Annotated in this window: 14 protein-coding genes and 1 other annotated feature; of the genes, 5 read left to right on the top strand and 9 right to left on the bottom strand. The window is 50.5% G+C overall.

Annotation, left to right across the window (positions count from 1 at the left end; genetic code table 11):
- Positions 1-2 precede the first annotated feature (2 nt).
- From RIN69_RS14780 to wzzB, 5 genes are all read left to right on the top strand, one after another.
- The gene (locus RIN69_RS14780; RefSeq protein WP_313852704.1) at positions 3-1313 is read left to right on the top strand and encodes a flippase; all 1311 of its coding nucleotides are present in this window, start codon (positions 3-5) and stop codon (positions 1311-1313) included.
- Positions 1295-2170: a glycosyltransferase family A protein gene (locus RIN69_RS14775; protein WP_313852701.1), complete on the top strand. Its 876-nt coding sequence runs from the start codon at positions 1295-1297 to the stop codon at positions 2168-2170. Before RIN69_RS14780 ends, RIN69_RS14775 begins: the two co-directional genes overlap by 19 nt.
- Positions 2167-2826, top strand: coding sequence for a glycosyltransferase family 32 protein (locus tag RIN69_RS14770; RefSeq protein ID WP_313852699.1), 660 nt, complete (start codon positions 2167-2169; stop codon positions 2824-2826). Before RIN69_RS14775 ends, RIN69_RS14770 begins: the two co-directional genes overlap by 4 nt.
- A gap of 232 nt (positions 2827-3058) precedes the next feature.
- Positions 3059-4465, top strand: coding sequence for an NADP-dependent phosphogluconate dehydrogenase (gene gndA, locus RIN69_RS14765; RefSeq protein ID WP_052897548.1), 1407 nt, complete (start codon positions 3059-3061; stop codon positions 4463-4465).
- A 173-nt stretch (positions 4466-4638) separates the two neighbouring features.
- Positions 4639-5652 carry an LPS O-antigen chain length determinant protein WzzB gene (gene wzzB, locus RIN69_RS14760; RefSeq protein ID WP_313852697.1) on the top strand — a complete coding sequence of 338 codons (1014 nt, stop codon included), beginning with the start codon at positions 4639-4641 and terminating at the stop codon, positions 5650-5652.
- Positions 5653-5786: 134 nt separating this feature from the next.
- Here wzzB and hisIE read toward each other — a convergent pair whose 3' ends face one another.
- The 9 genes from hisIE to hisL all read right to left on the bottom strand — a co-directional run bounded on the left by hisIE (position 5787) and on the right by hisL (position 13062).
- On the bottom strand, positions 5787-6398 hold the full coding sequence (hisIE, locus tag RIN69_RS14755) for a bifunctional phosphoribosyl-AMP cyclohydrolase/phosphoribosyl-ATP diphosphatase HisIE (RefSeq protein WP_313852696.1): 612 nt from the start codon (positions 6396-6398) through the stop codon (positions 5787-5789).
- The gene (gene hisF, locus RIN69_RS14750) at positions 6392-7168 is read right to left on the bottom strand and encodes an imidazole glycerol phosphate synthase subunit HisF (protein WP_313852695.1); all 777 of its coding nucleotides are present in this window, start codon (positions 7166-7168) and stop codon (positions 6392-6394) included. The genes hisIE and hisF overlap by 7 nt, the downstream gene beginning before the upstream one ends.
- A complete protein-coding gene (gene hisA, locus RIN69_RS14745; protein WP_313852694.1) occupies positions 7150-7887 on the bottom strand; it encodes a 1-(5-phosphoribosyl)-5-[(5-phosphoribosylamino)methylideneamino]imidazole-4-carboxamide isomerase in 738 nt (245 codons plus the stop codon). Before hisA ends, hisF begins: the two co-directional genes overlap by 19 nt.
- A 5-nt stretch (positions 7888-7892) precedes the next feature.
- Positions 7893-8483 (bottom strand): imidazole glycerol phosphate synthase subunit HisH, encoded by a 591-nt coding sequence (gene hisH / locus RIN69_RS14740; protein WP_313852693.1) that lies wholly within the window; start codon positions 8481-8483, stop codon positions 7893-7895.
- Complete coding sequence (gene hisB, locus RIN69_RS14735) at positions 8483-9550, bottom strand: bifunctional histidinol-phosphatase/imidazoleglycerol-phosphate dehydratase HisB (protein WP_313852692.1); 1068 nt, start codon at positions 9548-9550, stop codon at positions 8483-8485. Before hisB ends, hisH begins: the two co-directional genes overlap by 1 nt.
- Complete coding sequence (gene hisC / locus RIN69_RS14730) at positions 9547-10641, bottom strand: histidinol-phosphate transaminase (RefSeq protein ID WP_313852691.1); 1095 nt, start codon at positions 10639-10641, stop codon at positions 9547-9549. Before hisC ends, hisB begins: the two co-directional genes overlap by 4 nt.
- Positions 10638-11945, bottom strand: coding sequence for a histidinol dehydrogenase (gene hisD / locus RIN69_RS14725; RefSeq protein ID WP_313852690.1), 1308 nt, complete (start codon positions 11943-11945; stop codon positions 10638-10640). Before hisD ends, hisC begins: the two co-directional genes overlap by 4 nt.
- A gap of 4 nt (positions 11946-11949) precedes the next feature.
- Positions 11950-12849 carry an ATP phosphoribosyltransferase gene (gene hisG, locus RIN69_RS14720; RefSeq protein ID WP_313852688.1) on the bottom strand — a complete coding sequence of 300 codons (900 nt, stop codon included), beginning with the start codon at positions 12847-12849 and terminating at the stop codon, positions 11950-11952.
- Positions 12850-12917: 68 nt separating this feature from the next.
- Positions 12918-13039: a sequence feature (His leader region), on the bottom strand.
- The gene (hisL, locus tag RIN69_RS14715; RefSeq protein WP_124231649.1) at positions 13015-13062 is read right to left on the bottom strand and encodes a his operon leader peptide; all 48 of its coding nucleotides are present in this window, start codon (positions 13060-13062) and stop codon (positions 13015-13017) included. Its footprint overlaps the feature before it by 25 nt.
- Positions 13063-13129: the final 67 nt, after the last annotated feature.

Here is a 13129-nt window from a genome sequence, read left to right as displayed (position 1 = left end):
AGATGAAAAAATATCTACTCAACCTAATCTGGATGCTGGCTGACCGATTTCTTATGTTGGTCTTCCAGCTGTATATATTCGTCTCTATCAAACGACTTTACGATCTGGAAATACTGGGGGGCTGGTCGACCATTAACAACCTTTCTCAGCTGTTAATGTCCCTGTTTATGCTGGGGATTGATGTGGTGGTGGTCAAAAGGATTGTCGAAACTAAAGAGCGTGCTGGAGTAGAGATCGGCTCGGCCATTACCATTCAGTTTTTCGGTGCAATTGCTTATAGTATATTTTTCTGGTTGATAATCAGGGCTTTTTATCAGGATATTGCTCACGTCAACACCTACTTTATCGTCTTTGTTGTTGCCAATTTCTTTAGTATATTCAGTAAGACAATTTTTTGGCATTACAGCGCGCTGGTCGAATCGAAGTTTCGTGCTATCACCATTATGTTATCGATGGTATTTGGTTTTGGTTTCACCTTCTTAGCCAATTTGCAGTGGCCAGAGCTAATTTTCTTTTCATTTGCGTTTTATTATTTTGTGCAGTTCCTCGTTGCGGTCGCTATCTATTTTTTTTATTTCGACAGGCGCGTTCTGTGGCGTTATGACAAAACTATTACCAAAAGCTATCTGGTTGTCGGCTCGAAGCTGATTATCTCTACCCTGAGTGTGGCGATATTTGTTCAGGTTGATAGCCTGATGCTGGAGAAGTTTTCAGGAGTCGAGGAAGTTGGGGTGTTTAACGCAGCATTGAAAATATCGACGATCTGGTTTTTCATGGCAGGCGTTATAGCCAGTGCGTTTTTCCCCAAAATAATACATTTGAAAAACCGTAAAAGTGACTGTTTATTCCTGTTACAGTGGATGATTACGTTGGTCATTTATCTGACACTGTTCGCCTCAATATTTATCACCATTTTCGGTGGTTATATTCTGCAGGTATTATACGGCGAGCCTATGGTGGCGTCGGCAAAAGTGCTGTCGATTCATATTTGGTCCAGTTTGTTTGTCTTTATGGGCGCTTTTTCTTCGAAGTGGCTTTATGCCAACGATGAAATCAATCTTGATATCTATAAAACGGTAGTTGCCGCAGTATTCAATGTCGCACTGAATCTTCTGGTTATCCCTGCATACGGCGCAGTTGGAGCTTCAGTTGTTTCACTGGCTTCCTACTTTATCGCGAACTTCTTGTTTTTCCTCTTCATTAAAAGAGTTAGATCGATATTTGTACTGCAATGTCAGGCATTGCTGGCGGTGTTTAACCCTCTGGGTGTGTTTCGTGACTATCGGAAAATAAAATGCTTATTTCAATCCTGACGCCGGTCTATAACCGGAAGGATATTATAAAATCCCTGTTTGAATCCTTATTATTGCAAACTGACCAGCGATTTGAATGGATCGTTGTTGACGACGGGTCGGTTGACGGTTTGGAAGATGAGATTGTCGGTTTTCGTCAGCGAGCCAGCTTCGGCATAAATTTCATCCGTCAGCATAACCAGGGTAAGCATGCCGCTGTGAACCAGGGAGTGGCTGGGGCACACTCTGACTGGATATTTATTGTTGATAGCGATGACACTTTGGTGCCAGATGCGATAGCCATCCTCAATCTGCAGATTCAGGAAAGTCAGGATTCAGTCAAGGGGCTGGTTTACCTCAGGGGAATGACGCGAGGTTATGCAGATACACCAGTACCTGATGGGCATTTCCCACAAGATTGCTGTGAGCTTAACAGCTGCAAATTTGTTGCAGTAAAAGGGGATAAGGCAATTATTGTGCGCAAAGCGCAGATGATTGAACATCCTTTTCCACTTTTCGCCGGCGAAAAATTTGTTACTGAGTCTTATGTATGGAACCGTATTTTCGAAAGTGGTGGGTTGCTGGGCTTTAATAAGGTTATCTATCTTGGTGAATATTTATCCGGTGGATTAACAAATAATTATTTTAAATTGTTACAGGCTAACCCACAGGGTGTGCTGGCATTTATCAAATCGAATATGCAACTTAAAAATATTGATGCAAATATCTACAAGCAAAGCGCTTACCATTTTTGCCCGATTTTTTCTTTTAGAAATCTGCGTGAGATTTATAGTGCCAGTTCGCCAGGACGCTTTTTATCTTTTTCCTTGATGACGCTGTTAATGTTTGTAAAATTAAAATTGGAAAAGAAATTATGATACCAAAAGTCCTTCACTTCATCTGGTTTGGCGGCCGTGATTTCCCGGCGCTGGAGACGAAGTGTATTGAATCCTGGAAAAGGTATTTGCCAGATTACGAAATCAAACGCTGGGATGAAAGCAACTATTTCTCTGACGATCCCGGTTTTGCCAAAGCTTTTGAAAAAAAACAGTGGGCCTTTTGTGCGGATTTCGCAAGGTTAGATATATTGGTTAAGCATGGTGGTGTTTATCTCGATACTGATGTGGAACTGGTTAAAAGTTTTGACTCCTTTCTCGAACATCAATGCTTTGTCGGTATGGAGTCTGAGCAGTACATGGGATGCGCTATAATAGGTGCGCAGGTGGGTGATGCATTTATGACTAAATGTTTAGATGAAGTCAGGGCGTCTTTACTAAAAGATTTCATCCCAATGCCTAAAATTTTTCAATATGTTTATGAAAATAATAGCTTCCCGATGCTAAAGGTTTATTCGCGCGACTATTTCTATCCCTATAATCCTTTTGCATATCCTATAAAAAATCTTATGTTTAGCGATCTCACTGAGAACACTCATGCAATACATCACTGGAATTATTCCTGGAGACCTTCGGTGCCGGAGCGCATCGTGGCAAAAGTTAAACGGATAATTTCTAAGAATAAGTTTATAAAATAATCGTGTGCATGAACGTGGCAACGGACTGACTGAAAAAGCCCATCAGCTCACCCGAAGTCACACATCAAGCGGTGAAATATTAGCCTCTTGAACTAAGGTTTATAAGGTTATTATTCTTCCTCATCTATCACACCAATTGCTACCTACTTTGATATGTTCTGAGTTAACATCAGAAGTATTATCTAATTGCAGGTTTGGCCTGCATAGGGTTTTAATCAGACAGGAGTATGTAATGTCCAAGCAACAGATCGGCGTTGTAGGTATGGCTGTAATGGGCCGCAACCTGGCTCTGAATATCGAGAGCCGCGGCTATTCAGTTTCTATCTTCAACCGTTCACGTGAAAAAACAGATGAAGTCGTTGCTGAGAACCCAGGCAAGAAGCTGGTTCCACACTACACCATTGAAGAGTTTGTTGATTCACTGGAAAAACCACGTCGTATCCTGCTGATGGTGCAGGCAGGTGAAGCAACCGATAAGACTATCGCTTCCCTGACCCCACACCTCGATAAAGGCGATATCCTGATCGATGGTGGTAATACCTTCTATAAAGATACCATCCGCCGTAACCGTGAGCTGTCCGAGCAGGGCTTTAACTTTATTGGTACCGGTGTTTCCGGTGGCGAAGAGGGCGCACTGAAAGGCCCTTCTATCATGCCTGGTGGCCAGAAAGAAGCTTATCAGCTGGTTGCACCAATCCTTGAAGAGATTGCTGCACGTGCAGAAGGTGAAGCTTGCGTCGCTTATATCGGTCCGGACGGCGCGGGTCACTATGTGAAGATGGTGCATAACGGTATCGAATATGGCGATATGCAGCTGATTGCTGAAGCTTATTCTCTGCTTAAAAATGCACTGAACCTGAGCAATGAAGATCTGGCTAAAACCTTTAGCGAGTGGAATGAAGGCGAGCTGAGCAGCTATCTGATCGACATCACCAAAGATATCTTCACTAAGAAAGATGAAGAAGGTAAATACCTGGTCGATGTGATTCTGGATGAAGCAGCGAACAAAGGCACCGGTAAGTGGACCAGCCAAAGCTCACTGGATCTCGGCGAGCCGCTGTCACTGATTACTGAATCGGTATTTGCGCGCTACCTGTCTTCACTGAAAACACAACGTGTTGCGGCTTCTAAAGTTCTGAGCGGCCCAACTGTTCAGGCGGTAAGCGGTGATAAAGCCGAGTTTGTAGAGAAGGTGCGTCGCGCTCTGTACCTCGGTAAAATCGTCTCTTATGCTCAGGGCTTCTCACAGCTGAAAGCAGCTTCTGATGAGAATAACTGGGATCTGCACTACGGTGAGATTGCTAAAATCTTCCGCGCGGGTTGCATTATCCGCGCCCAGTTCCTGCAGAAAATTACTGATGCATACGCCGATGACGCTAACATCGCTAACCTGCTGTTGGCTCCTTACTTCAAAAACATCGCTGATGAGTATCAGCAAGCGCTGCGTGACGTGGTGGCTTATGCCGTTCAGAACGGTATTCCAACTCCGACTTTCTCTGCCGCGATTGCCTACTACGACAGCTACCGTTCAGCGGTACTGCCGGCTAACCTGATTCAGGCGCAGCGTGACTACTTTGGTGCGCATACTTATAAGCGTATCGATAAAGACGGTGTGTTCCACACCGAGTGGCTGGACTAAGACAGTCATAAACTCCCGCTTCGGCGGGAGTTTTTCCTCCGAATGTAAATTTCAGATGTTTTCTCTTCGATTTTTCCCATATTTCAGCTATTTTTCTCAGTCCATTGGCAGAACACTCTGGTACTGCCACTATTCGTACTGTTTTCTTCGTTGAGTGATTTTGCAAGGAAATTATGAGTAACAACAACAAGCCTGAAGTCGTTGAACAGTCCCCGCTGCGTCAAACCTTTTACAATAATAATGATGAGCTGGATTTGCTCGATGTGATTGCTCAGCTGTGGCGCGGGAAAGTGACAATTATTGTTGCTACTGTCGTTATGATGATTATTGCCGGTCTCTATCTGGTGGTTGCTAAAGAGAAGTGGACTTCTGAGGCGATTATTACCACGCCAAGTGCGGGACAGGTTGCCAACTATAATGCGGCGTTAAATGTGCTTTATGCCCAGTATCCGCAGGATAAGCTGGCGATTAACGATCTTCAGCGTCAGCTGTTTGGGCGTTTCAGCGCCTCAATTTCTGCGCTTTCCGGATCGCTACAAAATCTTGAAGAACCACTGGATCTGAAAGTTGATCAAGTAGTGAAAGGACAAAATGATCCATTGAGCATCACTTTTAGCGCTGAAAGCGCTAAGCAGGCCCAGCAGGAGCTGACGAAGTATATTCAGACCGTTAATGATGATGTGGTCGATGATTTCGGTGCTGATATTAAGCGCAACCTGGCGGTAAAAGAGCGTGAGCTGGGTGAGTCATTGATATCGCAGGTGGAAGTTGCTAAGGACAAAAAGCAGCAGCGTATTGAGGTGCTGAAGCAGGCGCTAAAAATCGCTGAAGCCTCAGGTATTGATAAGTTAGAGTTACGTCAGGCCGAATTTTTATCCGATGATACGCTCTATCTGCTGGGCACTACGTCATTAAACGCAATGATCGTCAACGAGAGTACTAAGCCATTACCGTTTGACGATCATTATTACGCTACCCAACGTGCATTATTATCCATCCAGAATCTCAAAATTCAGGTAGATAACCTGCAATCATATCGCTTTATTATGAAACCCGACCTGCCAATTCGTCGCACCAGCCCGAAAAGAACACTGACCATGTTGCTTGCGATTGTATTTGGTGGAGTTATTGGTTCAGCGATTGTGCTGGGACGTAATATGGCGCGTAACTATCGTGAAAGCCACTAATTGCGTTAAGCATCATTGATAGCGAAAAAACCCGGCTGAGGCCGGGTTTTTTTATGGTGCTTAGAATCATTAAGGCAGAGTACCAATCGCCGGCACCAGCGGCGAAAACGGCGCTCTTACAGGTTTAGTGGGGCTTATTTATGGCGTTCACGCAGGTTGGCGATAATGGCGCTCAGATCGAGTTCCTGATCCTGTAGCAGCACTAACAGGTGATAAATCAGGTCTGAAGCTTCGTTAGTCAGCTCATGGCGGTCATTGACCGTCGCGGCCAGCGCCGTTTCCACACCTTCTTCACCAACTTTTTGTGCAATACGCTTGGTGCCACTGGCGTACAGGCTGGCGGTGTAGGAGCTTTTCGGGTCGGCATGCTTGCGCTCTGCCAGCAGCTGTTCCAGCTGGTAAAGGAAAGTCCAGTCCGCAGCAGCCGGCGAGAAGCAGCTGGAAGTGCCAAGGTGGCAGGTTGGGCCAATCGGGTCCGCCAGCACCAGCAGGGTATCGTTATCGCAGTCCGGCGTGATGCTGACCACCTTCAGGAAGTTCCCTGAAGTCTCACCTTTGGTCCACAAACGCTGTTTAGTGCGCGAGAAGAAGGTAACATGGCCTTCACTCAGGGTTTTATCCAGCGCTTGCTGATTCATATAACCGTGCATCAGCACTTCGCCAGAGACGCGATGCTGTACCACAACCGGCATCATACCGTCAGTTTTTACCCAATCCAGTTGGGACAATTGTTGTTCTGTTAACACACGCGAATCTCCACACCATGTTCCACCAGGAACCTTTTCAGCTCGCCAATATTGATAATCTGTTTGTGAAATACCGATGCAGCCAGCGCGCCATCAACGTCAGCGTCACGGAATGCCTGATGAAAATGTTCCATGGTGCCGGCACCGCCAGAGGCAATCAGCGGCACTTTACACACCTCACGCACTTTTTTCAGCTGAACGAGATCGTAGCCGTTTCGTACGCCGTCCTGATTCATCATATTCAGTACGATTTCCCCGGCACCGCGCTTCTGTACTTCCTGTACCCACTCCAGCGTTTCCCACTGGGTGACGCGGGTGCGGCTTTCGTCGCCGGTATACTGGTTGACGTGATATTTACCGCTCTGTTCGTCAAACCAGGTATCAATGCCGACCACAATGCACTGTACGCCAAACCGATCGGCAAGGCGGGTGATCAACTCAGGATCGGCCAGCGCCGGTGAGTTAATCGAAATTTTATCCGCGCCAAAAGACAGAATCTGTGCCGCGTCTTCTGCGGATTTAATGCCACCGGCGACGCAGAACGGAATATCAATCACTTCTGCCACGCGTGATACCCAGCTTTTATCAACCACCCGACCATCGGAAGAGGCGGTGATATCATAAAATACCAGTTCATCAGCGCCTTCCTGCGCATAACGTTGTGCCAGTGGCACAATATCACCAATAATTTCATGATTGCGGAACTGTACGCCTTTAACCACCTGGCCGTCACGCACATCAAGGCAAGGAATTATCCGTTTTGCCAGCATGAAATCGCCTCCGTCACGGTAAATTTATCTTCAAGCAGCGCGCGACCAACAATCACGCCCTGAACGCCACAGCCGCGCAGCGCAGCAATATCCTCCAGCGAACCAATGCCGCCGGAGGACTGGAAAGCAATTTGCGGATAACGCGCGGTCACTTCTTTATACAACTCGACGTTAGAACCGCTCAGGGTGCCATCACGTGAGATATCGGTGCAGAGTACATGTTTCAGGCCAAACGGCAGAAACTGCTCAATCACCTGTTCCAGCGTGACGCCCGCCGCTTCCTGCCAGCCACTGATCGCCACTTCTTTGCGGTTATCCGCATCAATGCGCACGTCCAGCGCCAGTACAATCGCATCCGCGCCGTACTCTTTGAACCATTGCTGTACTTCATCCGGCTGCTTCACCGCCGTTGAGCCGACCACCACGCGCGCTGCACCCGCGTCAAGGAGTGCCGCCACGTCCTGCTTCGTTCGAATGCCGCCGCCGACCTGTACCGGAATAGTGACGCCAGCCAGCAGTTTTTGCAGCAGAGGAATCTGCCGCGCCGCCGGATCTTTTGCTCCGGTTAAGTCGACCAGGTGCAATACTTCTGCGCCCTGGCGCTGATAATCCTGCAGGCGTGGCAGCGGATCGCTGCCATAGTCACGTTGCTGGCCATAATCGCCCTGATGCAGACGTACCACTTTGCCATCAATTAAATCTAAAGCCGGGATAATCATCGCGGTTACATCTCCAGGAAGTTTTTCATCAGCTGCGCACCAGCGGCACCGGAACGTTCAGGGTGGAACTGCACGCCAAAGAAATTATCTTTCTGCACAGCGGCAGTGAAGGGTTCGCCGTAGTTGCACTGCGCGATAGTGAATTCATTGATCGGCATGGCGTAGCTGTGGACAAAGTAGAAGTAAGCGCCGTCATCGATGCCACGGAACAGATGATTGCCCGCCTGCGGCGTAATCTGGTTCCAGCCCATATGCGGCAGCGGCAGGCCGACGTCCTGCATCTTATTGACCGGCTGATCGATAATGCCCAGCGTCTTAATGCCGCCACTCTCGTCGCTGGAAGCACCCAGTAACTGCATGCCAAGGCAGATACCCAGCGTTGGCTGGGTACAGGCTTTGATCAGCTCAATCAGCTCGCGCTGGCGTAACTGGTCCATCGCCGCCTGCGCGGTGCCAACGCCCGGCAGAAACAGTTTATCGGCCTGGAGCACGACTTCGGCTTCACGGCTGACCAGCGGGTCATAACCGAGGCGCTGAATCGCCCATTTTACCGACGACAGGTTAGCGCAGCCGGTATCAAGAATGACGACGTTCATCACAGCACTCCTTTCGAGCTCGGCAGGGTGTTGCCCTCAACGCGGATTGCCTGACGCAGCGTGCGGCCAAAGGCTTTAAACAGGCTTTCAACGCGGTGGTGATCGTTTTTGCCTTTGGTGCGCAGGTGCAGGGTGCTGGCCATCGAATAAGAGAGCGAACGGAAGAAGTGCTCGACCATTTCAGTGCTCAGGTCACCAACACGCTGATAGCTGAATTCGGCTTTATATTCGAGGTGCGGGCGGCCGGAGATATCCAGCGCACAGCGTGCCAGACACTCATCCATCGGCAGCACAAAGCCAAAACGACCAATGCCACGTTTATCGCCCAGCGCTTTCAGCAAGGCCTCACCGAGCGCCAGACCGGTATCTTCCACCGTATGGTGATCGTCGATGTACAGATCGCCTTTAACATCGATAAACATGCGGAAACCGCCGTGGGTAGAGATCTGATCGAGCATATGGTCAAAGAAGCCGACGCCGGTATTGATCTTGCTGCCGCCTTCACGGTCCAGCCAGACTTCAACTTCAATCTGTGTCTCTTTGGTATTACGGTTTACCTTTGCGTAGCGGTCACGTTTAGTCAGCTGCTGACTGATTTGCTGCCAGTCGAGTCCATCTTTGCTGTAGCGCAGGCCGCCGATGCCCATATTTTCGGCCAGCTCAATATCGGTCGCACGATCGCCAATCACATAACTGTTGGCCTTATCCAGCACGCCTTCTGCCAGCCAGGCCTCAACCATCTGTACTTTCGGCTTGCGGCAATCACAGTTATCTTCCGGTTTGTGCGGGCAAATCAGAATATCGTCGAACTTTACGCCCTGCGAGTTGAGGATCTGCATCATTAAATTATGCGGGCCGTCAAAATCTGCCTGTGGGAAGCTGCTGGTGCCGAGACCATCCTGATTGGTGATCATCACCAGTTGATAACCGGCCTGTTGCAAAGCCAGCAGCGCGGGAATTGCGTCTGGTTCGAAGGCCAGTTTGTCCATGCGGTCAACCTGAAAATCTTCAGGTGGCTCGGAAATAATCGTGCCGTCACGGTCGATAAAAAGCGTCTTCTGGCTCATGCTTGCTCCCTGGTTACAGCTGTGCCGGGTAAAGGTTTCAATGCGGCGATGGCACGCTCGCACTCTTCACGGGTGCCAATTGAGATGCGCAGGCATCCGGCAAGACCCGGTTGTTTATTCTGGTCACGTAAGATAATGCCTTGATCCCAGAGAGTTTTAAATACCTGACTCGAGGCGGTAAAGCGCGCGAGAATATAATTGGTATTGCTGTCGAACACCTGTTCAACACAATCGCAGCCTTTCAAAGCGTCAATCAGCCATTTGCGGTTGGCAATCAGCTCATCGGTATGTTGACGCATCAGGATAATACCCTGTTCGCTTAGCGCCTGTGCGGCGATATCGGCCACCGGAGTTGAGAGCGGATAGGGGGCAATCACTTTCATCAGCAGGTCGATAACCGGCTTGTTAGCCAGCGTGAAGCCGCAGCGTAATCCTGCCAGCGCAAAGGCTTTTGACAGGGTACGCAGCACCACCAGCTGTGGGTAGTCCTTTAACCAGCCTGCCAGCGTCGCTTGCGGGCAGAATTCAATATAGGCTTCATCCGCCACCACTAATGCTTTACCGGCCGTCATTTCCAGCAGCTGACGGAAATCGTCCGGGTTGATCAGGTTACCGGTCGGATTATTCGGGCTGCAAACATAGACCAGTTTGACGCCGTCAAGCTGTTCAGCAATCGCTGGCAGATTCAGCTGCCAGTCGGCACGAGCTTCAACGGTGCGGTACTCAATGCCGATGGTTTCGGCACTGACGCTGTACATGCCGTAAGTTGGCGGGCAGAACAGTACTGCATCTTTACCCGGCTCGCAGAAAGCGCGCATCAATAGCTCAATGCCTTCATCAGCACCGCGACTGACCAGCACCTGCTCCGGCGTCAGGCCCGCATAGGCGGCATAGCGCTCGATAACCCGTTTTGGCTGGCATTCAGGATAGCGATTCAGCGTTTGCTGACTTAATTCAAACGGTATCGCCAGCGGATATTCGTTGGCGTTCAGCCAGACGTCTCCGTTGCCGCCGAGACGGCGTGCCGACTGATACGGGGTCAGAGCGCGCACATTGGCGCGCGCCAGATCTTCAATATTCAGCGTAGTCATGCTTTCTCCCGCAGCGCAGCAACGCGCAGTGTGACGGCATTTTTATGGGCAGTCAGCTGCTCGGCGGCGGCCAGTGTTTCAATAGTGGCCGCCAGGTTCATAAAGCCCTCTGGCGTCAGTTCCTGCACCGTCATGCGCTTCTGGAAGTCCGCCAGCCCAAGACTGGAGCAGGTGGCGGTATAGCCATAGGTTGGCAGCACGTGATTAGTACCGGAGGCGTAATCACCGGCCGATTCCGGCGACCAGTCGCCGAGAAACACCGAACCGGCGCTGGTGATGCTGTCGACCAGATCGCGAGCCTGACGGGTCTGAATGATCAGGTGTTCCGGTCCGTAACGGTTCGAAATGTCGATACACTGTTGCAGGTCGCGCGTCACGATCAGGCGGCTGCTGGCTAAGGCCTGACGCGCGGTTTCGGCGCGCGGCAGTTCGGCCAGCTGCTGTTCAACGGCAACGGCGACCGCTTCAGCCAGCTCGGTGGATGGCGTCAGTAAAATCACCTGTGAGTCCGGGCCGTGTTCCGCCTGCGACAGCAGGTCCGAGGCAACGAAAGCCGGCGTGGCTTCAGCATCGGCAATTACCAGCACTTCAGAAGGACCGGCAGGCATATCAATGGCTGCACCATCGAGACGCTGGCTCACCTGGCGTTTCGCCTCGGTAACCCAGGCGTTGCCCGGACCAAAAATTTTGTCTACTTTCGGTACTGATTCAGTACCCAGCGCCAGCGCGGCAATCGCCTGCGCGCCGCCAACCTGAAACACTTCCTGCACCCCACACAGCTGCGCGGCGTAGAGAATTTCATCGGCAATCGGCGGTGGCGAGCACAGCACCACGCGCTGACAACCGGCGATGCGCGCCGGGGTGGCCAGCATCAATACCGTTGAGAACAGCGGAGCGGAACCGCCGGGAATATACAAGCCTACCGACGCCACCGGACGGGTAATCTGCTGGCAGCGTACGCCGGGCTGAGTTTCGATATCCACCACTGGCAGCTGCTGCGCAAGGTGGAATTTCTCGATATTACCGATCGCTACCGCCATCGCCTGTTTAAGGTCGTCCCCAAGACGTGCCGCGGCGGCGCTGATTTGCTGTTCGCTGACCCGCAGCGCATCAACCTGGGTTTTATCAAAGGTGGCGCTGTAATAACGTAGCGCTTCATCACCTTCATTTTTTACTTTATCGAGAATGCCACGCACGGTCTGCGCGATGTTCTCAGAAGCCGAAATAGCCGGACGCGTCAGTAAACTCTGCTGCTGTTCGGCGTTACATGCCTGCCAGTCGATAACGGTATTGAACGCGCTCATGGCCTTACTCCATCATCTTCTCAATTGGCAGCACCAGAATTGAGCTGGCACCGAGCGCTTTCAATTTTTCCATGGTTTCCCAGAACAGCGTCTCACTGCTGACCATGTGCATGGCAAGACGGCTTTGATCGCCAGCCAGCGGCAGCACGGTAGGGCGCTCGGCGCCAGGCAGCAGGGCAATCACCTCTTCCAGCCGATCGCTTGGCGCGTGCAGCATAATGTATTTGGATTCGCGTGCTTTAATGACGCCCTGAATGCGGGTCATCAGCTTGTCGATCAGCTGTTGCTTCTCGGCTGGCATCTCGCCGTCGCGCTGAATCAGGCAGGCTTTTGAACGGTAGATAACTTCGACTTCACGCAGGCCGTTGGCTTCCAGCGTGGCGCCAGTGGAAACCAGGTCGCAGATGGCATCCGCCAGACCGGCGCGAGGTGCCACTTCGACCGAACCATTCAGCAGGCAGGATTTAAAGTTAACCGCTTGTTTATCGAGATATTGCTTCAGCAGGTGAGGATAAGAGGTGGCGATACGGGTATTTTGCAGGCATTGCGGACCGGTGTACTCATCATCGACCGGCATCGCCAGCGACAGGCGACAACCGCCGAAATCGAGGCGGCGCAGCGTCAGATAACGCGGATCTTCACCCTGAGCGCGACGGGTCAGCAGCTCTTCTTCCAGTACGTTCTCACCGATGATACCGAGGTCAACCACGCCGTCCATCACCAGGCCCGGAATATCGTCATCACGCACGCGCATGATATCGATAGGCATATTTTCAGCGAAGGCGATCAGGCGCTGCTGCTGGAGATTAATTTTGATGCCGCAGCGTGCCAGCAGCTCGCGTGATTCATCACTTAAACGGCCTGATTTCTGCATAGCTATGCGTAAACGGCTTTTATCTAACATTTGTTCTGTCCTCTGTCTGCTGGTTTGCAATCTGATATTTGCTACGGTTCTGATGCCGCGTTAAGTCCAAAAAAAAGCCCCCGGAAGACGATCTTCCGGGGGCTCTCTGTGCGTTCTGCGCCACTGGAAGATCTAAATGTCTTCCAGCACTCATCGCCTGAAAGACTAGTCAGGGTGATGGTGATGATGGTGGCTGAACTGAACGCGTGTCATAAAAATTCCGTATGAATGTGTATTCATTTAATGTGTAAATAACCTAACCGGGAATAGCGCTGATGGC

The organism is Winslowiella toletana (genome assembly GCF_032164335.1).
GTDB lineage: Bacteria > Pseudomonadota > Gammaproteobacteria > Enterobacterales > Enterobacteriaceae > Erwinia > Erwinia toletana_A.
Note: the sequence above shows the minus strand (reverse complement) of the source record. Positions and strands in the feature narration are given on the sequence as shown.

Bases quoted from the DNA above. Each gene is read 5' to 3' on its own strand.
- RIN69_RS14780 (WP_313852704.1), top strand. From the start codon at position 3: ATGAAAAAATATCTACTCAACCTAATCTGGATGCTGGCTGACCGATTT.
- RIN69_RS14775 (WP_313852701.1), top strand. From the start codon at position 1,295: ATGCTTATTTCAATCCTGACGCCGGTCTATAACCGGAAGGATATTATA.
- RIN69_RS14770 (WP_313852699.1), top strand. From the start codon at position 2,167: ATGATACCAAAAGTCCTTCACTTCATCTGGTTTGGCGGCCGTGATTTC.
- gndA (WP_052897548.1), top strand. From the start codon at position 3,059: ATGTCCAAGCAACAGATCGGCGTTGTAGGTATGGCTGTAATGGGCCGC.
- wzzB (WP_313852697.1), top strand. From the start codon at position 4,639: ATGAGTAACAACAACAAGCCTGAAGTCGTTGAACAGTCCCCGCTGCGT.
- hisF (WP_313852695.1), bottom strand. From the start codon at position 7,168: ATGCTGGCAAAACGGATAATTCCTTGCCTTGATGTGCGTGACGGCCAG.
- hisA (WP_313852694.1), bottom strand. From the start codon at position 7,887: ATGATTATCCCGGCTTTAGATTTAATTGATGGCAAAGTGGTACGTCTG.
- hisH (WP_313852693.1), bottom strand. From the start codon at position 8,483: ATGAACGTCGTCATTCTTGATACCGGCTGCGCTAACCTGTCGTCGGTA.
- hisB (WP_313852692.1), bottom strand. From the start codon at position 9,550: ATGAGCCAGAAGACGCTTTTTATCGACCGTGACGGCACGATTATTTCC.
- hisC (WP_313852691.1), bottom strand. From the start codon at position 10,641: ATGACTACGCTGAATATTGAAGATCTGGCGCGCGCCAATGTGCGCGCT.
- hisD (WP_313852690.1), bottom strand. From the start codon at position 11,945: ATGAGCGCGTTCAATACCGTTATCGACTGGCAGGCATGTAACGCCGAA.
- hisG (WP_313852688.1), bottom strand. From the start codon at position 12,849: ATGTTAGATAAAAGCCGTTTACGCATAGCTATGCAGAAATCAGGCCGT.